Annotated in this window: 25 protein-coding genes and 1 pseudogene; 13 read left to right on the top strand and 13 right to left on the bottom strand. The window is 68.5% G+C overall.

Annotated elements, in window-relative coordinates; all coding sequences use genetic code 11:
* Positions 1–153: 153 nt before the first annotated feature.
* Together ACQR3U_RS09250 and ACQR3U_RS09245 are read left to right on the top strand one after the other, a co-directional pair.
* Positions 154–889 (top strand): annotated as a pseudogene (locus tag ACQR3U_RS09250) (alcohol dehydrogenase catalytic domain-containing protein).
* A 10-nt stretch (positions 890–899) separates the two neighbouring features.
* A complete protein-coding gene (locus ACQR3U_RS09245; protein WP_006553415.1) occupies positions 900–1,679 on the top strand; it encodes an enoyl-CoA hydratase in 780 nt (259 codons plus the stop codon).
* Positions 1,680–1,740: 61 nt separating this feature from the next.
* Here the strand turns inward: ACQR3U_RS09245 and ACQR3U_RS09240 are convergent, their stop codons facing one another.
* Positions 1,741–2,316: a TetR/AcrR family transcriptional regulator gene (locus tag ACQR3U_RS09240; RefSeq protein ID WP_230810391.1), complete on the bottom strand. Its 576-nt coding sequence runs from the start codon at positions 2,314–2,316 to the stop codon at positions 1,741–1,743.
* Between the two features lie 70 nt (positions 2,317–2,386).
* Between ACQR3U_RS09240 and ACQR3U_RS09235 the strand changes: the two genes are divergently transcribed.
* Positions 2,387–2,962 (top strand): dihydrofolate reductase family protein, encoded by a 576-nt coding sequence (locus ACQR3U_RS09235; protein WP_006553413.1) that lies wholly within the window; start codon positions 2,387–2,389, stop codon positions 2,960–2,962.
* On the opposite strand, the gene ACQR3U_RS09230 is transcribed toward ACQR3U_RS09235, so the two are convergent.
* From ACQR3U_RS09230 to ACQR3U_RS09215, 4 genes are all read right to left on the bottom strand, one after another.
* Complete coding sequence (locus tag ACQR3U_RS09230) at positions 2,940–3,620, bottom strand: TetR/AcrR family transcriptional regulator (RefSeq protein WP_230810390.1); 681 nt, start codon at positions 3,618–3,620, stop codon at positions 2,940–2,942. The two genes, ACQR3U_RS09235 and ACQR3U_RS09230, sit on opposite strands and share 23 nt — an antisense overlap.
* 92 nt (positions 3,621–3,712) lie before the next feature.
* Positions 3,713–4,375, bottom strand: a complete 663-nt coding sequence (locus ACQR3U_RS09225; protein ID WP_039583635.1) for a histidine phosphatase family protein — start codon at positions 4,373–4,375, stop codon at positions 3,713–3,715.
* 2 nt (positions 4,376–4,377) lie between these two features.
* A complete protein-coding gene (pheA, locus tag ACQR3U_RS09220) occupies positions 4,378–5,304 on the bottom strand; it encodes a prephenate dehydratase (RefSeq protein WP_006553410.1) in 927 nt (308 codons plus the stop codon).
* Between the two features lie 73 nt (positions 5,305–5,377).
* Positions 5,378–6,040, bottom strand: coding sequence for a hypothetical protein (locus ACQR3U_RS09215; RefSeq protein ID WP_019290373.1), 663 nt, complete (start codon positions 6,038–6,040; stop codon positions 5,378–5,380).
* Positions 6,041–6,148: 108 nt separating this feature from the next.
* Here ACQR3U_RS09215 and ACQR3U_RS09210 point away from each other — a divergent pair, with 108 nt between their 5' ends.
* On the top strand, positions 6,149–6,916 hold the full coding sequence (locus tag ACQR3U_RS09210) for a DUF2470 domain-containing protein (RefSeq protein ID WP_219129790.1): 768 nt from the start codon (positions 6,149–6,151) through the stop codon (positions 6,914–6,916).
* A 32-nt stretch (positions 6,917–6,948) separates the two neighbouring features.
* Here ACQR3U_RS09210 and ACQR3U_RS09205 read toward each other — a convergent pair whose 3' ends face one another.
* Entirely contained in the window at positions 6,949–8,250 is a 1,302-nt protein-coding gene (locus tag ACQR3U_RS09205; RefSeq protein ID WP_037217341.1) for an MFS transporter, read from the bottom strand.
* A gap of 195 nt (positions 8,251–8,445) precedes the next feature.
* Here ACQR3U_RS09205 and ACQR3U_RS09200 point away from each other — a divergent pair, with 195 nt between their 5' ends.
* The 3 genes from ACQR3U_RS09200 to ACQR3U_RS09190 all read left to right on the top strand — a co-directional run bounded on the left by ACQR3U_RS09200 (position 8,446) and on the right by ACQR3U_RS09190 (position 11,367).
* Positions 8,446–9,252: a CPBP family intramembrane glutamic endopeptidase gene (locus ACQR3U_RS09200; RefSeq protein WP_006553406.1), complete on the top strand. Its 807-nt coding sequence runs from the start codon at positions 8,446–8,448 to the stop codon at positions 9,250–9,252.
* Between the two features lie 199 nt (positions 9,253–9,451).
* Positions 9,452–10,681 (top strand): LCP family protein, encoded by a 1,230-nt coding sequence (locus ACQR3U_RS09195; protein ID WP_230810389.1) that lies wholly within the window; start codon positions 9,452–9,454, stop codon positions 10,679–10,681.
* 140 nt (positions 10,682–10,821) lie between these two features.
* Positions 10,822–11,367 (top strand): ferritin, encoded by a 546-nt coding sequence (locus tag ACQR3U_RS09190; protein ID WP_229568520.1) that lies wholly within the window; start codon positions 10,822–10,824, stop codon positions 11,365–11,367.
* An 84-nt stretch (positions 11,368–11,451) separates the two neighbouring features.
* Here ACQR3U_RS09190 and ACQR3U_RS09185 read toward each other — a convergent pair whose 3' ends face one another.
* The 4 genes from ACQR3U_RS09185 to ACQR3U_RS09170 all read right to left on the bottom strand — a co-directional run bounded on the left by ACQR3U_RS09185 (position 11,452) and on the right by ACQR3U_RS09170 (position 14,583).
* Positions 11,452–12,369, bottom strand: a complete 918-nt coding sequence (locus tag ACQR3U_RS09185) for a DUF5926 family protein (RefSeq protein WP_200359172.1) — start codon at positions 12,367–12,369, stop codon at positions 11,452–11,454.
* Positions 12,370–12,431: 62 nt separating this feature from the next.
* A complete protein-coding gene (locus ACQR3U_RS09180; protein WP_016694581.1) occupies positions 12,432–13,205 on the bottom strand; it encodes a glycerophosphodiester phosphodiesterase in 774 nt (257 codons plus the stop codon).
* Positions 13,202–14,257, bottom strand: coding sequence for a DUF4328 domain-containing protein (locus ACQR3U_RS09175; protein WP_230810388.1), 1,056 nt, complete (start codon positions 14,255–14,257; stop codon positions 13,202–13,204). The genes ACQR3U_RS09180 and ACQR3U_RS09175 overlap by 4 nt, the downstream gene beginning before the upstream one ends.
* Positions 14,257–14,583 (bottom strand): rhodanese-like domain-containing protein, encoded by a 327-nt coding sequence (locus tag ACQR3U_RS09170; protein WP_006553400.1) that lies wholly within the window; start codon positions 14,581–14,583, stop codon positions 14,257–14,259. Before ACQR3U_RS09170 ends, ACQR3U_RS09175 begins: the two co-directional genes overlap by 1 nt.
* 258 nt (positions 14,584–14,841) lie before the next feature.
* On the opposite strand from ACQR3U_RS09170, the gene ACQR3U_RS09165 reads away from it, so the two are divergent.
* On the top strand, positions 14,842–15,777 hold the full coding sequence (locus ACQR3U_RS09165) for an LLM class F420-dependent oxidoreductase (protein WP_006553399.1): 936 nt from the start codon (positions 14,842–14,844) through the stop codon (positions 15,775–15,777).
* A gap of 31 nt (positions 15,778–15,808) precedes the next feature.
* Here the strand turns inward: ACQR3U_RS09165 and ACQR3U_RS09160 are convergent, their stop codons facing one another.
* The 3 genes from ACQR3U_RS09160 to ACQR3U_RS09150 all read right to left on the bottom strand — a co-directional run bounded on the left by ACQR3U_RS09160 (position 15,809) and on the right by ACQR3U_RS09150 (position 18,328).
* Positions 15,809–16,399 carry an Rv1733c family protein gene (locus ACQR3U_RS09160; protein ID WP_428692120.1) on the bottom strand — a complete coding sequence of 197 codons (591 nt, stop codon included), beginning with the start codon at positions 16,397–16,399 and terminating at the stop codon, positions 15,809–15,811.
* Between the two features lie 156 nt (positions 16,400–16,555).
* Entirely contained in the window at positions 16,556–17,224 is a 669-nt protein-coding gene (msrA, locus tag ACQR3U_RS09155; RefSeq protein WP_230810387.1) for a peptide-methionine (S)-S-oxide reductase MsrA, read from the bottom strand.
* Positions 17,225–17,233: 9 nt separating this feature from the next.
* Positions 17,234–18,328 (bottom strand): acyltransferase family protein, encoded by a 1,095-nt coding sequence (locus ACQR3U_RS09150; RefSeq protein ID WP_230810421.1) that lies wholly within the window; start codon positions 18,326–18,328, stop codon positions 17,234–17,236.
* Between the two features lie 297 nt (positions 18,329–18,625).
* Between ACQR3U_RS09150 and ACQR3U_RS09145 the strand changes: the two genes are divergently transcribed.
* The 5 genes from ACQR3U_RS09145 (at position 18,626) to ACQR3U_RS09125 (ending at position 22,804) form a co-directional block, all read left to right on the top strand.
* A complete protein-coding gene (locus ACQR3U_RS09145; protein WP_006553395.1) occupies positions 18,626–19,249 on the top strand; it encodes a superoxide dismutase in 624 nt (207 codons plus the stop codon).
* Positions 19,250–19,481: 232 nt separating this feature from the next.
* Positions 19,482–20,015 carry a peptidase gene (locus ACQR3U_RS09140; RefSeq protein ID WP_230810386.1) on the top strand — a complete coding sequence of 178 codons (534 nt, stop codon included), beginning with the start codon at positions 19,482–19,484 and terminating at the stop codon, positions 20,013–20,015.
* Between the two features lie 264 nt (positions 20,016–20,279).
* Positions 20,280–20,978 carry a TMEM165/GDT1 family protein gene (locus ACQR3U_RS09135; RefSeq protein ID WP_006553393.1) on the top strand — a complete coding sequence of 233 codons (699 nt, stop codon included), beginning with the start codon at positions 20,280–20,282 and terminating at the stop codon, positions 20,976–20,978.
* A 78-nt stretch (positions 20,979–21,056) separates the two neighbouring features.
* The gene (locus ACQR3U_RS09130) at positions 21,057–21,560 is read left to right on the top strand and encodes a MarR family winged helix-turn-helix transcriptional regulator (RefSeq protein WP_006553392.1); all 504 of its coding nucleotides are present in this window, start codon (positions 21,057–21,059) and stop codon (positions 21,558–21,560) included.
* The gene (locus ACQR3U_RS09125) at positions 21,557–22,804 is read left to right on the top strand and encodes an MFS transporter (protein WP_170318542.1); all 1,248 of its coding nucleotides are present in this window, start codon (positions 21,557–21,559) and stop codon (positions 22,802–22,804) included. Before ACQR3U_RS09130 ends, ACQR3U_RS09125 begins: the two co-directional genes overlap by 4 nt.
* Positions 22,805–22,871 lie beyond the last annotated feature (67 nt).

Raw genomic sequence — 22,871 nt, 5'->3', positions numbered from 1 at the left:
CAGCGTGCGGGCCGGAGACGTTCCCAGCGGCGTACTTATCGATCGCTAAAAGCTCTACCACGGACTTAGCGCTCGGTCAATGATCTCTGAGAGCTAGCGCACGCTAAGCCACTCTGATAGTGATGGATCACGACCCGAGTCGAGGAGACGCCCGTGCGCGCAGCGCAATTGACCGAACACGCCGGCCCCGACGCCGTCCGCGTGACCGACATCCCCGAACCCGAGGCAGGCGATTCGCTCGTCCTCGTCGACCTACACGCCGCCGGCGTGCCCTTTCCCGATCTGTTGCAGACGACCGGCGGCTACCAGATGGTCCGGTGCCGTGCGTGCTCGGCGCCGAAGCAGCGGGCATCGTCCGCAGCGCACCCGAGGGCAGCGGCCTCACCGCCGGACAACGCGTCGCCGTGCTGTCCATCGACGGATCGTGGCAGCAGACCGTCGCACTGCCGCGCGAGCTGGTCTTCCCGCTGCCCGACAGCGTGTCGCTGACCGCGGGCGCCGGGATGCTCATGAACTACTTCACCGCGCACTTCGCGCTCGACGAGCGCGCCCGGTACCGGGCGGGTGAGACCGTCCTCGCCCACGGTGCGCCGGGTGGACGGGCCGTCGTTCTCGGATTCACCGGCGGCAGCATTCCCACCGTGAAGGTCAATCGCCTTCTGCTGAAGAACATTTCGGTCGTCGGCGCGGGGTGGGGCGAGTACCTCCGCACCGACCCCGGCTACCCGGCGCGGCAGTGGGCCGCACTCGAACCGCTGTTGCGCGACGGGACGCTCGTCGTCCCCGAACCCCCCTCCATCCCCTCGACGAAGCTCCGGCAGCACTGCGTTCGCTCGAGAACCGTTCCGCGACCGGCAAGGTCGCGCTCGACCTGACGTCCCGACCCTAGGAGAACAGCCATGACCGACGACCTGCCCGGTGTCGACACGACCGTCGACGACGGCGTCCTGCGCGTCACCCTGAACCGTCCCTCGCGGATGAACGCCGTGAAGACCGAGACGCTCGAGGCGATCGCCGATGCGTTCGAGAAGTACGCCGACGATACCTCCGTCCGGGTCGCGGTGCTCACCGGCGTCGGTCGCGCGTTCTGTTCCGGCGCCGACCTTTCCGGCCGTGACCTGAGCGCTCCGCCCTCCGCCGACACGATCGACGCCGCCAACCGCGCGGTTGCCGCGATCCGGGTGTTCCCCCGGCCGGTCGTCGGAGCGATCAACGGCGCGGCCGCGGGTGTCGGCGTATCGCTCGCTCTGGCATGCGATCTCACCGTCGCAAAGGAGTCGGGATACTTCCTGCTGGCCTTCACCCGGGTCGGTCTGATGCCGGACGGGGGTGCGTCCGCGCTCGTCGCCGCGTCGATCGGTCGCGCGCGGGCGCTGAAGATGGCCCTGCTGGCCGAGCGACTTCCGGCCGGTGAAGCGCTGGCCTCCGGACTCATCTCGGACGTCTACGCGGACGACGAATTCGACAGTGCGGTCGAGACTCTCGTGCATCGGCTCGCCGACGGCCCGTCGACCGCCTTCGCTTCGACGAAGAATGCGATCAACGACGCGACGCTCACCGAACTCGACCACGCCTTCGCCCGCGAGCGCGAAGGGCAGCTCGTCCTGCTCGGCAGCGCCGACTTCACCGAGGGTGTGACGGCCTTCCAGGAGAAGCGCACCGCGAACTTCCGTCGTTGAACCGTCGACGATGTCGGTGGATCCGGCCTCGCTGAGCGGGGTCGGATCCACCGAAGTCGTTTCAGACGTCGGGGATCACGCGTTCGACGGCCGCCCGCACCAGTTCGGCGACACGGTCCTCGTCGACGATCCCGGGGAGGGTGAGTCGGTCGAGCACGAGCCAGTTCAACGCAAGATAGAGCAGCACGACGGCGTTCTCACCGCCCGGCAGGCCGGAGTGCCGGTAGTTGGCGATGTTGAAATCCAGGTCGGCGCGCACCCGCTCGGTGAGCAGGGCCTGCAGTTCGGGCCGTCGGGTGGCTTCGAGGCGTAGTTCGAGGAGCGCGAGATAGCCGGCGCGGAACCGGATGAGCCGGTCGACCACCTCCGTCATCAGCTCGATCATGGATTCGCGGGTCTGCGGCGCCTGCGACTGTGCCATGACCTCGTCGGCGGGCAGGAGCCGCTCGTAGTAGCGGTGACCCACCTGGACGAGCAGGTCGTCGCGGTTGGCGAAGTAGTTCGACGCCGTCCCCGTCGGGACCCCTGCCTCCTTGTCCACCGCGCGGAAGGTCAGCCCGCGCGCACCGTCGCGCGCCAGCACCTCGATCGAGGCATCCAACAAGGCCTGCCGCCGTTCCGGATTCGTCCGAACCACTTGACACCACTCCATGTGTAGTACTATGTTCAAACCACTTCACTCATAGTACTACGAATGGTGGTCGAAGATGCGAAAGCTCGTCTACTACGTGGCAGTGACCCTCGACGGCTATATCGCCGGGCCGAACGGGGAGTACGACTTCTATCCGATCTGCGACGACATGGCTGCGGCCATGAACGCGAGATATCCGGAAGCCGTCCCCACCGCGCTCCGCGAACAGGTCGGCGTGCGGGTCGACACGCCGAACAAGGAATGGGACACGGTGATCATGGGGCGCGGTGCCTACGAACCCGGCCTCTCGCTGGGACTCACGAGCCCGTACAGCCACATGCAGCAGTACGTCGTGTCCCGCACTCTCGCGCCGGTCGACGACCCGCAGGTCCGGATCGTCGACACCGATCCGGTCGAGCTCGTCCGCACGCTGAAAGCCGAAGAGGGAATGGACATCTGGCTCTGCGGCGGCGGCAACATCGCGGGGCAGCTCGTCGACGAGATCGACCGGTTGGTGTTCAAGAGCTATCCGGTGCTCGCGGGCGACGGTATCCCGGCACTGTCGGGCAACTTCGTCCCCACCCGGTTCGACGTCACCGCACGCGAGGAGTTCAGCAACGGCACACAGGTCACCTGGTTCGACCGCCGCTGAACTTCGACCGACACCGACCCGGGCCGTCACCGACGGTCTTGAGCGCGATACCGACGTACTTCTGAGCGACGGCCTCGGGGCTGAGCGTGCCCTCCGCGTGGTACCAGCGCGGGATCGACTGGCACATGCCGAGCAGGGCACGCGTGGTCTCGGCGGGATCGTCCACGTCGAACACGCCCGCGGCGACGCCCTCCTCGACGATCTGGCGCACCAGCTGCTCGACGCCCTTGCGCACCGCACGGTAGCGCTGGCGGTTCTCGGGGCTCAGGTAGCGGGCCTCACCCTCGAGCGCGGCGAGGCGGGCCCGCAGGGTCATGCGCAGCACAATCGCCTCGATGACGTTGGACAGCCTGCGCACCGGGTCGCCGTCGGCGTCCTCGGCGGCGGCGTGGGCTCGGGAGAGCACGTCGCTGGTCGAGAGCTCGAGAAGGGCGATGAGCAGCCCTTCCTTGTTCTCGTGGTGGTAGTAGAGCGCCGGGACGGTGACGCCGACGCGGCGCGCGATCTCCCGCACCGAGGTGCCGTGGAAGCCGGTCTCGTAGAAGGCGTCGAGGGCAGCGGTGAGGATGGGACTGAGCTGCATCGGTTCGAGGATGCGCCAGTCCGGGATCGCCTCACCGTTGGTGAGGGTGTCGGCCCCGTCGCTCGAAGCACCCATGAAACCGCACCTACCTACCGATCGCTACTTCATACGGACGCCCCGAGAATACCCGTACGTTTTGCGCTCGAAGGATCGAAAGGTGGGCGGTATCACCCCATCGGGTCGTCGGCACCACCGCGCGCGGTGTCGTGGAAGGGCGCGAAGAAGGTTCCCCAGCGCGCGCACTCCCAGCCACCGCCGGCCACCGGCACCAGCTCGACCGTCTCGGTGTTGGCCAGGTGGTTGGTGATGGCGAAGCCGGACGGCACCTTCCCCAGATAGGCGGCGACGAGCCGGATCGCGGCACCGTGACTGACGACCACGACGTCACCCGAACCGGCATCGAGATAGTCGCTGCGCAGCGACTCCAGGACGGGCAGGTACCGGTCGAGCACGTCGAGCGCCGACTCACCGCCCGGGACCCGCGCCCGCAGGTCGCCGTTGTGCCACTCCTCGTAGACCTTCATGAACAACTTGTGCGACTCCTCGTCGCTGCGGTCCTCGAGCTCGCCGACCTGCACCTCGTGCACGCCCTCGCGGACGACCGTCTCGAGCGACACCACCGATGCCGCGTGCTCGGCCGTCTGCCGAGCGCGGAGCGCCTGCGACGCGACGAGCAGCGACGGCGTCTGCTCGACGAGGTTCTTCCCGAGCGTGCGGGCCTGTTCGACGCCGAGCTCGGTGAGCTCCGCGCCCGGGAGTTTCGTATCGAGCCTCCGGGCGACGTTCGCCACCGTCTGGCCGTGCCGGGCCAGGATCAATCTGCCGCTCACCGTCAGTCCTCTCCGCGCCGCAGTCGGTCGAGCCACCGCGCATCCTCGTCGTCCGACACGGGTGGGACACCGTGTTCGGACACAGCGGGCCACGATCCGAGGAACCGCACCTGCGCGAAGCGGTGCAATCCCTGCAGCGCCTCGGCGACCAGCGCGTCGTCGATGTGACCCACACAGTCCAAGTGGAAGAAGTAGGTGCCGTATTCCCTGCGGGTCGGCCGGGACTCGATACGCGACAGATCGATTCCGCGCGTGGAGAACTCGGTGATGGCGCGCACCAGCGAGCCGGGCTCGTTGGGGAGTTGCAGCACCACCGAGGTGCGGTCGACACCGGTGCGCTTCGGCACGGGCCGCGGCCGCGTGATGAGCACGAAGCGGGTGCGGGCGCCCTCGAAGTCGGCGACCTTGTCGGCGAGGACGGACAGGCCGAGCCGCTGTCCGGCGAGCGCCGTGGACACCGCCGCGTCGACCTTGCCGGACGCGACGTCCTCGGCGGCTCCCGCGTTGGAGGCCGCGGTCACGACCTCGGCGTCGGGCAGGTGGTCCTCGATCCAGCGACGCACCTGCGCTGCGGCCACCGGATAGGCACCGATAGTGCGGACACGATCGCGGGTGATCCCTTCGCGGGTGACCACCGTGAACGCGATGTCGAGTTCGACCTCGGACACGATCTGCAGGCGCGGCCCGAGCGCGAGGGCGTCCATGGTCGGCGGCACCGAACCCTCGACGGAGCTCTCGATGGGGACGACGGCACCGTCGGCCTTCCCGTCGCGCAGGAGTTGCAGGGCAGCGGGCGGGCCGGCGGCCGAGACGCGCTCGACGTCGGCGGATCCGTCGCCGAGCACGTCGAGTGCACCGAGGCTCTCGAAGCGGTCGAGGGCCATCTCGGTGAACGTTCCCGAGGGTCCGAAATAGGCGATACGTGGCACGTGTACGAGGTTACGCATCGGTCGTGACGGGAAGGCGGACTCTGCGTGAACCGCACCCGAGCGGTGGCCCGTGTCAGTCGGTGGTGAGGTCGAGCGCCTCGAGCTCCCGAACGACGGCGTCTGTGTCGTCGACCTCGACGACCAGCAGGATCTCCCGCACCGCCGCGGCGGCCTCCGGTACGAGTCGCCGGAGCCGGGCCACGTCGGGAGTCCCGAGGGCTTCGCGGACGTCGAAACCGCTCAGCGCCGCGACGGTGGCGGAGAGTAGGGCGACGACGTCGTCGGTGCCGGTCGCGCGGGCGGCGTAACCGGTGTCGGCGTGGGCGAGGACGGAGAGGAAGTCGGCGACGGCGTCGCCCCCGCGACCTGCGGTCAGGCCGGGGATGTGACCGGCCTCGGTGAGCGCGCGGGCGGCGTCGGCGAGCGCGGCGTCGGGCACGTGCGGGTAGACGACCAGCGGTGCCGGCGCGGTGATCGCGAGAACGTCCTCGAGGTCCTCGGCCGTGCAGTCGACCTGATACCGGACCGGACGCCACCCGGCGGGCGAGGGGAGTTCGGCCGAGGCGTCGAGCTCGACGACGAGTTCGCGGGTCGGTGATCCGGTGACGGCAGCGGCCGGGACGATCGGCGGGGCGAGCGTGCGGCCGGTCGCGGCGAGGGCGTCGGTGAGGCTGTCGTGCCGGTGTGTGAGCAGCGCGTCGAGCAGTCCGCGGGGCTCGTCGCGGGACGGCGGCATTCCGAGCGGAAGTGGGATCGGCACCGATCCAGGCTACCGATGGACCACTTGCGACCGCGATCACAATGACTTAGGTTTGCCTCACCTACATCGAGAAGGAGGGTTGGCATGCAGACCACCACATCCGTCATCCCCGCGCCGACCACGGCCGAACGCGTACGCACCGCCCTCATCCGCGCCGACACGACGCAGCTCGCGATCGACGGCTGCGGTCCACTCCCCACCTCGGTTCATCATCTCCTCGACGACGGGCAGGTCGCGGTGGTCGTCGCCGAGGACAGCCTCCCCGTCGCACTCGCCTGGCAGTCCGGCAGCGCAGGCATCCCCGCCATGCTCGAGCTCACCGACCACTCCCCGATCGCCCTGCGCAATCCGGTCCGGTCGCTCATCTGGCTCAGCGGCGCCCTGCGTCCCGTGGAGCATCCGCGCCGCGTCGCCGCCGAGATCGCGGAGATCCTGCCGCATCCCGAACTCCTCGACGTCGGACACCGCTCCGAACTGCTGTGCCTGACGCTCGACTCCGTCGTCGCCGCCGACACCACCGGGGCCGAGGCCGTCGACGTCGCCGACGTCCTCGACGCCGCTCCCGACCCGTTCGCCGCACTCGAGACCGGGTGGCTCCAGCACCTCGAAGAGGACCACGCCGACATCGTGCGGCAGATCGCGCGACGCATCCCGCCCGCGCACCGCGGCGGACGAATCCGACCCCTGGGCCTCGACCGCTACGGACTGCGGCTACGCGTCGAGTCCGAAGGCGACGACCACGACGTGCGGATCCCCTTCCACGAACCGGTCGACGATCCCGCCGCCCTGAGCCGCGCGCTGCGCCTGCTCGTCGGCTGCCCCTTCCGAAACGGACTGCCGCCGCGCACCTGAGCGGTACGCGGCGGCAGGGATCATCCGAACGATCAGACCTTCTGCAGGTCGATACCCTTCGTTTCCTTCATGATCAGCGCAGCGATGCCGGTCGCGACGCACAGCACCATGATGTAGACCCCGAAGACCCAGCCGATGTCCCAGCCGGTGAGCAGCTGATTCAGGTAGGGCGCGGTGCCACCGAAGACCGCCACCGAGAAGGAGTAGGCGAAGCCGATGGCCTGGGTACGCAGGCGGGTCGGGAAGCTCTCCGACAGGGTGCACGACAGGATCGCGCCCGGGATCGACACGATGAGCAGGGCGAGAGTGGTCGACACGAGCAGCGTCCACCCGGCCGACGTGATCATCGACGTCAGCGGGATCTGCAGCGCGAACATGAGAACCGCGAAGCCGCCGAGCATCGGGCGCCGGCCGATCCGGTCGGAGAGCAGACCCCAGAAGGGCAGCGACACCAGCGCGATGACCTGGGCGATGACGAGCATCCAGTAGGCGGTGTCGGCGTCCATGCCCTTCTGCGTGATCGCGTACGTCGAGACGTACGAGGTCCACGTGTAGTGCGCCGCCGTGACACCCGAGGTCATGCCGATCATCAGCAGGATCGCCCGCACGACCACCTTGCGCGGGATGCGCGGTTCGTCGACCCGGGTCTCCTGCTGGTCGAAGACCTCGCTCTCCTCCATGCTGCGTCGCAGGTAGAGGGCGAACAGTGCCAGGAAGAAGCCGAGGAGGAACGGCACGCGCCATCCCCATTCGCCCACGGCGCTCTCGGAGAGTGTCGAGGTGACCGCTCCGCCGATCGTGTACGCCAACACGGAACCACCGAAGATCGCGACGAAGGCGACGCTGCCCCACATGCCGCGGCGATGCGGCGGCGCGATCTCGCTGACGTACGAGTAGGCGGTCGCCGACTCGCCACCGTGCGCGAAGCCCTGCACCACGCGGGCGAGCAGCAGGAGCACCGACGCCCACACGCCGATCGACGAGTAGGTGGGCATGAGCCCGATGACGAGGCTGCCACCGGCCATCATGAGCATGGTCGTGACGAGCACGAACTTGCGGCCGCGCTTGTCGGCGATGCGGCCGAACACGATGCCACCGAGCGGTCGCATCAGGAATCCGACGGCGAAGACCGCGAGTGTGGACAGCAATGCCGAGACCGGATTGTCGCTGTTGAACATCGCTGCGGCGATGAACGGAGCGAACACAGCGTAGGCGCTCCACTCGTACCACTCGAGGATGTTGCCCACGGAGCTGGCGAGAAGAGACTTCTTCTTCGATGCGAGAGTCACCGAAGTTGTTGCAACAGAATTCTTCTCAGATGTTTCGATGTTCATGTCCCTACTTCCGGGTCGCAGATTCCCCTCGGCCCCCAAGGCCCCTATCCGCACCCGAGCGATCGATCGGTCGGGCGATGTGAAGTGTGATGGGTCACATGGACCGCTGTCAAATTGGACACATCACCGCGAACCGGTGGGGCGCCTCTCCGCGGCGAAAGGACCGGCCACGCAGGGTCCGGCACAATCGCTCCGGTGACGACCCTTCGCGACTGGCTGCGGCCCGCATCCCGCAACCCCGAGCCGCCCCTCGACCCCACCGAGCGCCGAGCGCTGTGGATCGAGATCACCATCGTCCTGCTCGTCACCTTCGGCCTGAGCGGGATCTCGTCGATCCTGTCGCTGGCCGAGGCGGCGCTGGCACCAGAACCGCTGTCGGATCAGACCGTCGCCCTCAACACGCCACGCTCGTCGCAGGGGTTCATCGATCTCGCCCGCCAACTCCTCGGCATCGTGCGCCTGCTCGCCTGGGGTGCCCTCGGCCTGTACCTGCTCTGGCGCAGCGGTGTCGGACCGCGACTCGCGGGCCTCGCCCGACCCGGTCTGCGCCGGGACCTGCTGCCCGGCCTGGGGCTGGCCGCCCTGATCGGACTCCCCGGACTGGTGCTGTACCTGGTGGCGCGGGCCGCCGGCCTGAACCTGACGGTCGCGCCGAGCCTGCTCGAGGACTACTGGTGGCGACTGCCCACCGAGGTGCTGTGGGCGATCGCCAACTCCGGGGCGGAGGAGATCCTGGTCGTCGCCTATCTCCTCACCCGCCTGCGGCAGCTCGGCTGGTCGGAGAATTCGTCGTTGCTCGCCTCCGCCCTGCTGCGCGGCAGCTACCACCTCTACCAGGGCGTCGGCGGCGGGTTCGGCAACGTCGTCATGGGCCTGGTCTTCGGGCGCTACTGGCAGCGCACCGGCCGGTTGTGGCCGCTCGTGATCGCCCACGCGCTCATCGACACCATCGCCTTCGTGGGCTACCAAGCACTGAGAGGCCACGTCTCCTGGCTGCCCTGAACGTAGAGTTGTCCGGGTGAACGGCGACCCTCGCGACCCTCGGAACCGGCCGCGGCCTCCGCAGGGACTTCCCCCGCAGGGCCCTCCTGCCCGGCGGGCAGTACCGCCGAACCCGCAGCGCGGGGTGCCACCGCAGCGACGGGGCGCTCCTCCGTCACAGCGTCGCGGCGGCCCCCCGCCGTCCCCCGAGGGCACCCAGGTGCTCCGGCGCGACGGACGACCGCAGTCACCGCAGGCGTGGTCGCAGGCACCCGCCCCGAACTACCGGCCCGCTCCGCGGCAGGACCGACAGCAACCGCCCCCGCAGCAACGACGCGACTGGGCACCGACGCAGCGACCCGAACGGATCGCCGACCCCGCCCCGAACCGTCGCCCGCCGCGCGGGAACACACCACCGCCCGCACCCCCGCGACGCCCTGCGGCACCGCCTTCACGACCGGGCCCGCCCTCACGACCGGCACCACGCCGCCCGCTCGGTGCCCGGCGCATCCTGCGGCGACTCGCGATCGTCCTGGTGGTGCTCGTCGTCGCGATGGGCGCGAGCATGGTCTACCTCGACGGCACACTCGCGCGCGTCGATGCGCTCGCCGATTACGACGGCCGGGTCGGCGACACCCCCGGCACGAACTGGCTGCTCGTCGGCTCCGACAGCCGAGTGGGCCTCACCCCCGAGCAGGAACAGGAACTCGCGACCGGCGGGGAGGTCGGCGCCGACCGCACCGACACGGTGCTGCTCGTCCACATCCCGCCCGGTGGGGGCGCCACGACGATGATCTCGCTGCCCCGCGATTCCTACGTGAGCGTCCCGGGCTTCGGCCAGGACAAGCTCAACGCGTCGTTCGCGTTGGGCGGACCGCAACTGCTCGTGCAGACGGTCGAGGGCGCCACGGGCGTGCACATCGACCACTACGCCGAGATCGGCTTCGGCGGGTTCGCGTCGATCGTCGACGCGGTCGGCGGGGTCGACATCTGCGTGCCCTATCCGATCGACGACCCCCTCGCCGGACTCAGGCTCGAACCGGGATGCCAGGAGCTCAACGGAGCGCAGGCCCTGGGCTTCGTGCGCACCCGCGCCACCCCGCTCGCCGACCTGGACCGGATGAACAACCAGCGCCTGTTCCTGTCGGCGCTGCTGAGCAAGGCCACCAGTCCCGGCACCTTCCTGAACCCCTTCCGGGCATGGTCGCTGATGTCGGGTGCGGCCGGGTCGCTGCGGGTCGACGACGGCGACCACCTGTGGAACCTCGCACGACTCGCGTGGACGATGCGCGGCGAGACGGTCACCACGACGGTTCCGGTGGGCGGATTCGACGACGTCTACGGCATCGGCAACGTCTTGCTGTGGGATCGTGAGCGCGCCGTGCCGTTCTTCGGAGCCATCTCGGAGGGCGACCCGATCCCGCCGGAACTGCTCGCTCCGGCCCCCTGACGGACGCCGCGAATCGTCGTCGATCTTGGGGAAGGCTGTCCGAATTTTCCGTAGGGTAGCCGATGCTGCGTTGCCCAAGGGTAGCCAAGGCTTGGATGAAAAGCGCGTTGACCTGCACTAACGTCGTGATCATGACGACGATGGGCGACATGACCAAGACCAAGTTCCACACGCTGCTGCACGACCAGATCCGCCACGAGTTCACGGCGTCGCATCAGTACATCGCCATCGCGGTCTTCTACGACAACACCGATCTCCCGCAGCTGGCGAAGCACTTCTACGCGCAGGCCGTCGAGGAGCGCAACCACGCCATGATGATCGTCCAGTACTTCCTGGACCGCGACATGGCCGTCGACCTCACCGGCGTCGACGCGGTGCAGTCGATGTTCGAGGATGCCCGCGAGCCGATCGCGCTGGCCCTCGCCCAGGAGAAGAAGGTCACCGACCAGATCGTCGAGCTCGCCCGCACCGCGCGCGACGAGGGCGACTACCTCGGCGAGCAGTTCATGCAGTGGTTCCTGCAGGAACAGGTCGAGGAGGTTGCGACGATGACGACCCTGTTGACCGTGGCCGACCGTGCCGGTTCCAACCTCTTCAACCTCGAGGACTTCGTGGCCCGCGAGCTCAACTCGAAGGTGCGCGAGCCGCGCGGCAACGCCCCGCTCGCCGCCGGCGGCGCCATCTGATCGTTCCTCCATCCGGGGACAGCCCACCCGGAACGACGAAGGCCACCTCCCGCAGGAGGTGGCCTTCGTGCTGTCGTGAGCGGGTCAGCGCAGGGTGACCTGGCGGCTGCGCAGGCCGTCGCGCGACCGGCGCTCGGCGGCGGTGAGCGGTTCGTCCACGGCGAGGGCCTCGTCGAGGCGCTGCCCGAACTCGATGGTCGGGGTGACCCATTCGTCGGGGTGCTTCTCGCGGTCGAGGTCGAAGACCGGCACCAGCAGACCGTGGGTGCGGAACGAACCAGCGAACCGCGATCCCTCACCGAGGTGCAGACCGCCCGCCGCGTGCACGCGCGACAGCGCCGCCATCAGCACGTCCTCGTCCTCGGGGCGCACCCAGCGCAGGTGCGCCTTCTCGCCCGGATCGACCCACCACGCGCCGCGGAGACCGTCGCCTTCGAGACGCGCGGACGGCAGCACGGCTTCGTTCGCGTGCTTGACGGTGTGCGCGATCTCGGCGCTCGGTTCGACACCGGCCGGGATCCACCAGTCGAAGTCGTTGTGGACGGTGATCGCCGGCACGGCTGCCGGGTCGATCAGCTCGGCCAACGGCGGGGTGTCGTCGTCGACACTCGCGACCTGCAGCGACGAGCCCGGCTCGGCTGTGTGCGCCCAGTACAGGGCCGCGGCCAGTTCACCCGCCGGGTCCGGGCCGAAGCCGGTGGCGAGCTGCAGGCCGACGTACGCGACCGGCTCACCGTTCTCCTCGCGGACCAGGGCCGCTACCCCGCCGGGGAGGATGGTCGCACCCACGACGCGACGGCCGTCCTCGGCCGCGGGCAGCTCCGCGAGGGCCGACGGCACGAACTCGCGCAGTGCCACGAGATCGCATTCGAAGGCGAGTCCTTCGAAGGGCCGGGACGTCGCGGCGGCCGCTGTTTCCCGCTCGAGTCGGCGCTGCTCGAGCTTCGCGGCGCGGTTGCTGCCGGGCTTGGGTCCGCTGTTTCTCTTGCTCTTCTTGGCCACGGCGTCAAACTACACGGCGACCCGTGTCGCGATGTCGAGGTCGCGGGACCGGGTGGGGGTGCTCACCGATCGAAGGCGGCGTCGAGCTGCAGCTTGGTGCGCCCGGGATGGTTGGTGGCGACCCACTCGACGCCCAGCTCGCGGCACAGTTCGACGTCGGCGGGGTCGTCGACGGTCCAGCAGTAGGTGGCCCGGCCCGACAGCGCAGCCCGGTCGACGAGATCGCGGTGCTCGCGCAGCGTCGCGATCGAGGGACCGACAGCGGTCGCGCCGACGGTGGTCGCGGCACTGCCGCGCAGGTAGCGCGAGGTCTCCCCCAGCAACACGGTGGGCAGCAGCGGCGCGGCCCGGCGGATGCGCCAGACGGCCCCCGCCGCGAACGACATCACCACCACCCGGGAGAAATCGGCCGATGCCGGGGTCGCGAGACCGAAGCGGGCCAGTTCGGCGAGCAGTTTGCTCTCCACGAGACCGCCGTAGCGGACGGGATGCTTGGTCTCGACGAAGACCTTCACCGGGACACTCGTGAAGTCCATGACGAGTTCGAGCAGTTGCCGCAGCGTGAGCAGGTCGGCGGGCTCGCCGGGGCGTCCGTAGTCGTACTGCGCGAGCTCGTCGAGGGTCATCTCGCTGACGACACCGGTGCCGTTCGAGGTGCGGTCGATCGTGCGGTCGTGCACGCACACGAGGTGACCGTCGCGGGTGAGCCGCACGTCGCATTCGACGCCGTCGGCACCTTCCTTCAATGCGAGCTCGTAGGCGCCGATCGTGTGTTCCGGGAGGGCGGCGGACGCACCGCGATGCGCGACGACCCGGGGATGCGCGCTGCGGGTCACGGCGCCACCGCCTCAACGCGCTCCTCGTCGTCCGCTCGTTCTCCGGCCGATTCCGGAGCGTCGTCCTGTTCTTCGCGGGCCTGTTCCTGCTCGCGCACGGCGGCGGGGACGATGGGCGCGATCGGCGACGAGGCCGGACCTGCCGCGTGGGTGAAGCGGCGACGGCGCAGCGGCCGTCCCCACAGGTCGGCGTCGTCGAACAGGCGCAGGACGTGCAGGGTCGACAGCGCGACGACCGTCCCGAGCGCCGCGAGGACGGCGGTGAGCAGGACGCCGTCGGCGCGGGCCTGCAGGGTGTCGCGCTGACGCCACGCGAGCAGCGCCACCATGAGCACACCGTTGACCACCCACAGCACCCACCAGGTGCGGATCGCGCGGAGCAACCGCGGGTCGCGGTCGGCGATCTCGGTGAGGAAGACACCGGGCATCGCGAGGTTGAGGCCCGGAACGACCAGCCCCGCGAGGATGGACAGCGGCGACCGCGACTCGGCGAGACCACGCTCGGCGTAGATGCGCCGGCGCAGGTCGATCAACCGCAATCCGGATGCGACCGCCGCGGCCAGCGCCACGACCGGCCCGACCACCTGGGTCACCCACACCGCGGCATCCGACAACGCGAGCACGAGCGGGTCGACGAGACGGGTGCGGTTGTACAGCAACACTCCGTACCGGACGGCCTCGGCGACCGCCGCGAGACCGAAGACGACGGCGGTGCCGACGAGCAGCGTCGGCGCGAGGTCGGCGGCGGTCTCGGCGCGATCGGGTTCGACGGCCTCGTCCGGGAGCGGATCGAGCAGTCGCCAGCGGGGCATCTCACGATAGGACGGGGTCTCGGGAGCCGGACACCCGTGCGCAGGCGACGTCGGTTCGGTCGTCGGAGCACCACCCGCGGGTCGCGCGACCCAGCGGAAGTTACGGCGCGACGGAGGAACCGTCCCGTCGGGGGCGACGGGTGAGAGCAGCACACCGCGGCAGGCCGGGCACCACTGCCGCGGCTGATATGTCACCGGCCACCGATTCTCACAGCGCACACAGATCTGATAGGCCGACATCAATAGATCTTTGCCGGTTCGTCGCGCTCGGAGACGAGCGGGAGTCCGTGCTTCTGCCACGCCACCATGCCGCCCGCGACCTGGAAGGTCTCGTACCCGATGCGGGCCAGGTACTCGACCGCTCCGAGGGAGCGGCCGCCCTGCCTGCAGATCACGTAGATCTCGGCGTCGGGGTCGAGTTCCTCGATGTGGGCGGGCACGTCGGCGAGCGGAATGTGCAGCGCGCCGGGGGCGTGTCCGAGTTCCCATTCGTCGTCCTCGCGGACGTCGAGGAGGACGACCTCGTCGCCGAGTTCGGGTACCAGGTCGACCGACACGGTGGGCACGTCGGAAAAGCTCACGTCTCAATAGTGGCACGCGGCGTGAACGGATGTGGGTGTGGTCGTACCGATACTGTTCCGCAGGTGGGGCAGGTAGGTCTTCCACAACACTCCCCATCAACCCCATCCGCTGGAGTTATCCACAGTTTCCACAGGTTCATCAACAGGCCTATCCACGCATGGGGAATCACACTCGAGACATCTCACAGTGGACAAGCACCCGCCGATGGCCCGCGCCGGGTCCGTCGCTGAAATGATCGGGTCATGGAATTACGCATCTTCACCGAACCCCAGCAGGGCGCCACCTACGACGACCTCCTCGCCGTCGCACAGACCGCGGAACGACTCGGCTACGGCGCGTTCTTCCGCTCCGACCACTACCTGGCCATGAACGCCGAGGGCCTGCCCGGACCGACGGACGCATGGATCACGCTGGCCGGTCTCGCCCGCGACACGTCGACGATCCGCCTCGGCACGCTCGTCACCTCGGCGACCTTCCGGTACCCCGGCCCGCTCGCAATCTCCGTCGCGCAGGTCGACGCCATGAGCGGCGGACGCGTCGACTTCGGATTCGGAGCCGGCTGGTTCGAGGAGGAGCACCTCGCCTACGGCATCCCCTTCCCCACGCTGAAGGAGCGGTTCGACCGCTTCGAGGAGTCCCTCGCGGTCATCACCGGTCTGTGGGACACCCCCGAAGGCGAGACGTTCTCGTACGAGGGCGAGCACGTGCGGATCGAGAACTCCCCGGCGCTGCCGAAGCCGTACCAGCGTCCCCACCCACCGATCGTCATGGGCGGCGCAGGCAAGAAGCGCACGCCGGCACTGGCGGCGCGCTACGCCGACGAGTTCAACGTGCCGTTCAAGTCGCTGGACGAGACGAAGGTCCTGTTCGAGCGGGTGCGCTCGGCCTGCCGGGATGCCGGACGCGACCCCGAGGAACTGACCTACTCGAACGCACTCGTGCTGTGCTGCGGCCGGGACGAGGACGAGATCGCGCGTCGCGCGGCACGGATCGGCCGTGAGGTCGACGAACTGCGGGAGAACGGACTCGCGGGCACGCCGCAGGAGTTGATCGAAAAGATCCGCACCTTCGCCGAGGCCGGGACGCAGCGCATCTACCTGCAGGTCCTCGATCTCGCCGATCTCGAGCACCTCGAACTGGTGGCGAACGAGGTCATGCCCGCCGTCGCGGATCTCTGACGCGCAGGCGGTGCCTGCAGTCCTAGCCGGGTCAGTGGCTGCTGGTGGAGCCGAGGAACGCTTCGATGTCCCGGCTCCACTCGCGGCTGCGCCGCACCTCGAGACGCCAGTGCGCGAGGGCGAACAGCCCGGCCGCGGCGGCGGCGGAGAACGTCCACAACCACACCCCGAACAGCACGGCGGTGAACTTCGCGGCGGAGGTGGTCAGCGGGGGCTGCGTGTATTCGCCGGTGCTCGCCTCGACCCAGACCTGCACCTCGCTGCCCGCGGTCGCGAGACTGTCCACCTGGACGAGCGCGTGACGCGTCTCGTCGCCCCAACCCCAGGTCGCGGGGGCCGAGGAGATCTTCACGGTCTCGCCCCACCCGGAGGAGTCGCTCAGGGCATCGGCGTCGAGGACGGCCGTGACGCTGACACGTTCGGCGTTCTGCTTCTCGGAGAGTTCGAGCTGGGAGCTCCACATGGTGGCGGACACCCACATCGCGACGGGGATCATGATCGCCATCACGGCGATCATGAGGGTGAAGCAGCGCGCCTCGAGCTTGTCGGTGCGACGCACGAGCGGATCCCGCCTGCGCAGACTTCGCCGTGTACGCCGCAGATACCCCGCTCTGGTCGTCATGTCGGCAAGCCGTCCCTTTCCCCCTCTGGAATGATCCCTTCTTCCAGAATGCGTCCGCCTTCGGGGAAGTTCAAGGAACGCCAACGCATCTCACACTCGCACTGCGAGCGGAGATGTGGTGCGCGACACCGTCGAACCCTGAGGCCCGACGCTCTCTCAGGCGCCGAGGCCCACCGGGCAACTCACGCCGGTGGCGTGGACGGGGCAGTAGCCGTTGGGATTCTTCGCGAGGTACTGCTGGTGGTAGTCCTCCGCGTAGTAGAACTGCGTGAGCGGGGCGATCTCCGTGGTGATCTGCCCGTATCCGGCGTCGGCCAGTCGCTTGCCGAACGCTTCGGCCGTGGCCTCGGCGACCTCGATCTGCGTCTCGTCGTGGGTGTAGATCGCCGAGCGGTACTGGGTGCCGTGGTCGTTGCCCTGCCGCATGCCCTGGGTGGGGTCGTGGTTCTCCCAGAACTGCTGCAGGATGTGTTCGTAGCCGGTCACCTTCGGGTCGAAGACGACGAGCACCACCTCGGTGTGCCCGGTCCGGCCGGAACACACCTCCTCGTAGGTGGGGTTGGGGGTGTAGCCGCCGGAATAGCCGACCGCGGTCGAGTAGACGCCGTCGAGCTGCCAGAACTCCTTCTCGGCGCCCCAGAAGCAACCCATGCCGACGACTGCGGCCTGCAGGCCCTCGGGGAAGGGGGGAACGATGCGGTTGCCGTTGACGTAGTGGGTCTCGGGGACGGGCAGCGGTTCGGCGCGACCGGGGAGCGCGTCCTCGCGCGTCACCATCTGCGACTTCGAACCTGCACGGGCGAGGATCTCGTCGAACCAGGACATGACCCGATGCTACGCGCGGGTCGGAGCGACAGTCCGTTCGTCGGAAGCGACCTGCTTCGGCGCGAGCCAGCGGCTCTTGATCCAATGCGCAGCCGGAACCTCGACGCTGCGGTACAGCACCTCGGCGACGAGACCGCAGCCGATCAGCAGCAGCACGATCGCCGCGGTCGTGCCGACGATACCCACGGTGTTCTCGTAGATCCGGTACATCACGAGGGTGTGGGTCAGGTAGATGCAGTAGCTGCGGGTCGCGACCCAGGAGACGACGGTCGAGCGCGCGAGGCGCCCGTCGTACCGCGCGACCAGCACGATCGCCGCGAAGACCACCGTCACCGTCCACAGATAGCGGCTGCCCGACCAGTAGACGTTGATGTCCGTGGCCATCACGATCACCGCGATCTGCGCGAACATCGCCGCCAGCAGGGCGCGCAGCGAAATCAGGCCGGCCCAGCCGAAGTACACGATCTGCCCCAGGAACAAGGTCGGCAGCGTCGACGCGATCTTCGACAGGAACGGCACCGTGTACGGCTCGGGCACGTACAGGTTGTAGAGGAGCACCAGCATGCACAGCACGGCGCCGAGCATCGGCACCGCCACCGGCGCCGTCCGCAGCAGCGACCGTCCCGCCACGCACCACAGGTAGAACGAGATCTGTGCGGCGAGCGTCCACACCACGCCGAGCACGATCACCTGCGGTTTCAGGAAGAACGCAGCCAGGAAGAAGGACAGGAACGCCTCGGAGACCGACACCGTGGTGTGGCCGCTGAAGGTGCCGTTGATGCCGAGCCACACGAGCACGACCGCGGCGAGGATCGCCACCCAGAAGGCCGGCAGGAGCCGCGCGGCCCGGGCGATGAGGAACTTCCGGCGGTCCTGCCGGATCGCGGACCGGGTGACGAGCATGCCCGTGAGCATCATGAACGCCGTCACCCCGACGGACGACAGGTGCTGGTTGAGGCCGGCGCCCTTGACGAGTACCTCGTAGGTGAGGTCGATGCCCCACCAGCCTGTCCCGAGGTCGTCGATCAGGTAGAAGGCGATGTGGGAGTAGAGCACGGCCGCGACCGCGACGAACCGGACGATATCGACGCCCGGCAGATCCACACGCGGTGCATCGGCCCCGCGTGTCGGTTCGTTCAGGAAGGGCCGAAACACGCGCCAATGTTAAGGTCCCGTTCACGCAGCCGTTGCCGATGGTCCCGATATCCGACTGTTTGCGCTGGTGAGAGCTATTTTCCGGACGCGTGGGCCGTTCCGGGTGCTCTCCGACACAGTCGCGGTCCGATCGTGTCCGCATTACGGGGAATGTTGCGGACGGTGTAGTTATGGACTTGGGTGGAAACCCGAGAAGGTACGGAATAACTGCACGGGCCGGACGGCCCGGTGAAGAAGGGACCCTTCGTGGCTGAATACACACTTCCGGACTTGCCCTACGACTACGCAGCGCTCGAGCCGCACATCTCGGCGAAGATCATGGAGCTGCACCATTCGAAGCACCACGCCACCTACGTCGCCGGTGCGAACACCGCTCTCGAGAAGCTGGCCGAGGCCCGCGAGAACGGCACCATGGCGGCCCAGGCGACCAAGCTCGAGAAGGACCTCGCCTTCCACCTGGGTGGTCACACCAACCACTCCGTCTTCTGGAACAACCTCTCCCCCGAGGGTGGCGACAAGCCCGAGGGTGAGCTCGCTGCTGCGATCGACGATGCCTTCGGTTCGTTCGACAAGTTCCGCGATCACTTCTCCGCGAACGCGAACTCCATCCAGGGCTCCGGCTGGTCGATCCTCGCGTGGGATTCGATCGGACAGCGTCTGATCATCGTCCAGCTGTACGACCAGCAGGGCAACATCCCGATCGGCCTGACCCCGCTGCTCATGCTCGACATGTGGGAGCACGCCTTCTACCTGCAGTACCAGAACGTCAAGGCCGACTACGTCAAGGCCTTCTGGAACATCGTCAACTGGGCGGACGTGCAGGCTCGCTTCGAGCGCGCTCGCACCGCCACCTCGGGCCTGATCGTCTAGTACGGATCGGTCATACAGGTCGCGAGACCGACAGCGAGGGCGCCGGGACACCGGCGCCCTTCGTCGTCTCCGGGCCTGGTCTTTCCTATCCGCTACAGGAATCGCTATCCGCCGCAGCAATTGCTGAGGCGGATAGCAAGAGGTGTAGCGGCAGTGCTGGCACTCGACACCTCTTGTGTGCCGACGAAGAAAACGGGCATTCTCCCCTTACCGACCGAGAGGGAGGAGTGGGATGAACGCCGAGGAACACAGCCGCATCGAGCTGTCCGCATTCCAGTCCGCCGGGTCGCTTCGAGGTTTCGTCGTCTCGGGCAGATGGCCCGCGACCACCCGCGAATGGGCCCAGGTGCTGGCGATGACGGTGCGGATCGCGTCGCTGCCGGGACTGCTGCCCACCTCGACGGTGTTCGGGGTCAAAGAAGAACTGCCCGACGACCCCGAGCCCGGAACCGTGGGCCTCGTGGTCGCCGAAGGTCCGGTGCTCGGCGAGCGTGCCGTGCAGCCCGGACGGTTCGCCGAGCATCAGCCGCCGGCACTGATCATGCTGCATCCGCCGTCGGAGACGACGCCGTCACTGCCGGAGAACGCCGGCGCCGCCTCGGGCTGCGTGCTGCTCCCCGGGATCCCACATCTCGGGCTCGAGCATCGCGCCGCGTGGGTCGAGGCCGAACCGGATGGCACGGTGACGGCACTGTTCAGCAAGGTGGGAGTGGATCCGGGCAACGACCCCGACACCGCGATTCTGGCCATGCTGCTCGCTTCGTGAGGGCGCCCTGAAAACGAGAGTTCGGTTCTCCGAAAGTTAGCATTGCCTTTACAGAATTCGGTTCGCCGGGCTAACGTTGTCGTCGGCGAAGGGGAGTAGCCCCCAATCGCAGGGTCGACATACTGGCGGCGCCCGACAACGGCACTGCCCGGCCCCGCGGACCGGATCATCCTCCGGTGGGCGAGACCTTCGGCCGCTGGTCGCACCGTGCGTCCGGCGTCCGGAGGAAGCCCCGTTTCCTCCATACGAAAGGAGGAAACGCATATGTGGTCCGCGCTCGTCTTGTCCTTCGCAGTCGTCTTCGTCGCCGAACTCGGCGACAAATCCCAGCTCATGGCGATGACCTTCGCCCTGCGGTATCGCTGGTGGGTCGTCCTGTCGGGGATCCTGTTCGCGACCACCGCGGTGCACCTCGTGTCAGTGGCTGTCGGGCACTATCTGGGTGTCGCGATCCCCGCGACCGCCATCTCCATCGTCGGCGGCATCGCCTTCCTGATCTTCGGCGCGTGGACGCTGCGCGGCGACTCTCTCGACGACGACGAGCAGTCCAAGGCCGGACGCGTCGCGCGCTCCGCCTTCCTCGCCGTGACCTCGGCGTTCTTCCTCGCCGAACTCGGCGACAAGACGATGCTCGCGACCATCACGCTCGCGACCGACAACAACTGGGCCGGGGTGTGGATCGGGTCCACCGTCGGCATGGTCGCCGCCGACGCGCTGGCCATCGTCATCGGTGCCGTGTTCGGCCGGCATCTTCCCGACAACGCCATTCGCTACGGTGCTTCCGCCCTGTTCTTCGGCTTCGGCGCGTGGATGCTCGGCGACGGCCTGTTCCCGGCGACCGGCGTCGTCGGACCGATCGCCGGCGCGGTGGCCCTGCTGCTGTCCGTCGCCGCGATGGTGGTCGTCCGCCGGCGCGCCCGCCGTGTCACGGAGGACGAGGCCCCGGCGCTCATGCGTCCCTGATCACCGTTCCGAACAGTGTCTTTCCACTCTGCACAGGAGTATGCTTGCCGATAGGCAAATAAATTCGGAGGTGGTTCCATGTCTGAACTCACGGACAGCACCCCTCGATCCGAAACTCCTCCGTTCGACGCGGAAGACGTCCATCGTCTGCGTATCGCGATCGGACGGATCTCCCGCCGCATGGGCATGTTCGCCTCGGAGGAAGGGCTGACGCGTTCGCAGTCGACCCTCCTCACGACCGTCGCCCGCCACGAGACGATCGGAGTCCGCGACCTCGCGGAGATCGAAGGGCTCAACCCCACCATGTGTTCGCGCATGGTGGGCAAACTCGAAGACGCCGGGTTGCTCACCCGGTCCCCCGACACCGACGACAAGCGTGTCGTCCGCGTCCACATCACTCCCGCCGGTGCCGCACTCTCGGCGGAACTGCGCGACCGCCGCACCGCCCTGTTCGCCCGTCACCTCACCGAACTGAGCGACCGGCACCTCGAAGCTCTGCACGACGCACTGCCCGCCCTCGAGGCACTCTCGCAGCGCGTCGCCGATTCACCGCGCCCCTCCGCCGAGAGGGGTCGCCCGTGACAATGCTCGCCGACATCAGAGGACAGACCTTCGCCGCCCTGCGCGGCCCCAACTTCCGCCTCTACATCAGCGGCCAGGCCGTCTCTCTCATCGGCACGTGGATGCAGACGGTCGCGCAGTCGTGGCTCGTCCTGCAGCTCACCGGCTCCGCGACCGCCATCGGCATCGTGCTCGCACTGCAGACCGTGCCGATGCTGCTGCTCGGCCCCTACGGCGGCGTGGTCGCCGACCGCTCCGACAAACGCCGGCTCATGATCGGGTTGCAGACCCTCATGGGTGTGCAGGCCCTGATCCTGGGGCTGCTCGTCGTCACCGACACGATCGCCCTGTGGCACGTCTACGTCCTGGCGGTCGCGCTCGGCCTCAACCAGTGCTTCGAGAACCCCGCCCGACAGTCGTTCATGCTCGAACTGGTCGGTCCGGAGGATCTGCGGAACGCCGTGAGCCTGCAGTCGGTCCTCGCCTCGTGCTCCCGCATGATCGGCCCGGCCGTCGCCGGCCTGGTCATCGCCGCGGGCGGACTCGGCGTGTGCTTCCTGCTCAACGCCGCGAGCTTCGTTGCCGTCGTCACCTCCTTGCTGCGACTCGACGTCTCCCGGCTCCAGCGCTCCCCCGCCGCCGCCCGCGCGAAGGGACAGCTGCGTGAGGGTTTCGCCTACGTCCGCAGCACGCCCGACCTGGCCGTCCCGCTGTCGATGATGGCGCTCGTCGGATGTCTGGCCTTCGAGTTCCAGGTGGTTCTGCCGGTCCTGGCCGACCACACCTTCGCTGCCGGTGCCGGGGCCTACGGCTTCCTCACCGCCGCGATGGGCGCCGGATCGGTGGTGGGGGGCCTCGCCGTCGCCACCTGGGGTCGCACCGGAACCCGGCCGCTGATCCTCACCTCCCTCGCGTTCGGCATCGCCATGGCGGTCGCCGCCGCGGCCCCGAACCTGACCACGCTCATCGTGCTCATGGTGATCGTGGGCGCACTGAGCGTGACGTTCACGTCCACCACCAACAGTTCGCTGCAACTCGCCTCCGCGCCGACGATGCGCGGACGGGTGATGGCCCTGTGGTCGGTCGCCTTCCTCGGCTCCACGGCCATCGGCGGTCCCATCGCCGGATGGGTCTGCGAGCAGTGGGGTGGCCGGGCCGGATTGCTGCTCGGTGCCGTCGCGTGTCTCGTCGCCGCGGCGATGGGAGTCGTCGCACTGCGCCGCCGGACCGCGACCCCCGCGGAACCCGCGGCCGTGACCGGTTAGGGTTCGTGACGAACGACACTCACACGCCGTAGGGCTCTGTGAGAGAACCCGACGGAGTCGGACTCGG

This window comes from Rhodococcus sp. IEGM1339 (assembly GCF_050321925.1).
GTDB classification, from domain to species: Bacteria; Actinomycetota; Actinomycetes; order Mycobacteriales; family Mycobacteriaceae; genus Rhodococcus; species Rhodococcus pyridinivorans.
Note: the sequence above shows the minus strand (reverse complement) of the source record. Positions and strands in the feature narration are given on the sequence as shown.

Excerpts from the sequence above, each read along its gene's own strand:
- ACQR3U_RS09165 (WP_006553399.1), top strand. The coding sequence starts at position 14,842 with ATGGAATTACGCATCTTCACCGAACCCCAGCAGGGCGCCACCTACGAC.
- msrA (WP_230810387.1), bottom strand. The coding sequence starts at position 17,224 with ATGTCCTGGTTCGACGAGATCCTCGCCCGTGCAGGTTCGAAGTCGCAG.
- ACQR3U_RS09245 (WP_006553415.1), top strand. The coding sequence starts at position 900 with ATGACCGACGACCTGCCCGGTGTCGACACGACCGTCGACGACGGCGTC.
- ACQR3U_RS09175 (WP_230810388.1), bottom strand. The coding sequence starts at position 14,257 with ATGTCGGCCTATCAGATCTGTGTGCGCTGTGAGAATCGGTGGCCGGTG.
- ACQR3U_RS09215 (WP_019290373.1), bottom strand. The coding sequence starts at position 6,040 with ATGCCGCCGTCCCGCGACGAGCCCCGCGGACTGCTCGACGCGCTGCTC.
- ACQR3U_RS09230 (WP_230810390.1), bottom strand. The coding sequence starts at position 3,620 with ATGGGTGCTTCGAGCGACGGGGCCGACACCCTCACCAACGGTGAGGCG.
- ACQR3U_RS09205 (WP_037217341.1), bottom strand. The coding sequence starts at position 8,250 with ATGAACATCGAAACATCTGAGAAGAATTCTGTTGCAACAACTTCGGTG.
- ACQR3U_RS09190 (WP_229568520.1), top strand. The coding sequence starts at position 10,822 with ATGGGCGACATGACCAAGACCAAGTTCCACACGCTGCTGCACGACCAG.
- ACQR3U_RS09135 (WP_006553393.1), top strand. The coding sequence starts at position 20,280 with ATGTGGTCCGCGCTCGTCTTGTCCTTCGCAGTCGTCTTCGTCGCCGAA.
- ACQR3U_RS09130 (WP_006553392.1), top strand. The coding sequence starts at position 21,057 with ATGTCTGAACTCACGGACAGCACCCCTCGATCCGAAACTCCTCCGTTC.
- ACQR3U_RS09160 (WP_428692120.1), bottom strand. The coding sequence starts at position 16,399 with ATGACGACCAGAGCGGGGTATCTGCGGCGTACACGGCGAAGTCTGCGC.
- ACQR3U_RS09140 (WP_230810386.1), top strand. The coding sequence starts at position 19,482 with ATGAACGCCGAGGAACACAGCCGCATCGAGCTGTCCGCATTCCAGTCC.
- ACQR3U_RS09235 (WP_006553413.1), top strand. The coding sequence starts at position 2,387 with ATGCGAAAGCTCGTCTACTACGTGGCAGTGACCCTCGACGGCTATATC.
- ACQR3U_RS09210 (WP_219129790.1), top strand. The coding sequence starts at position 6,149 with ATGCAGACCACCACATCCGTCATCCCCGCGCCGACCACGGCCGAACGC.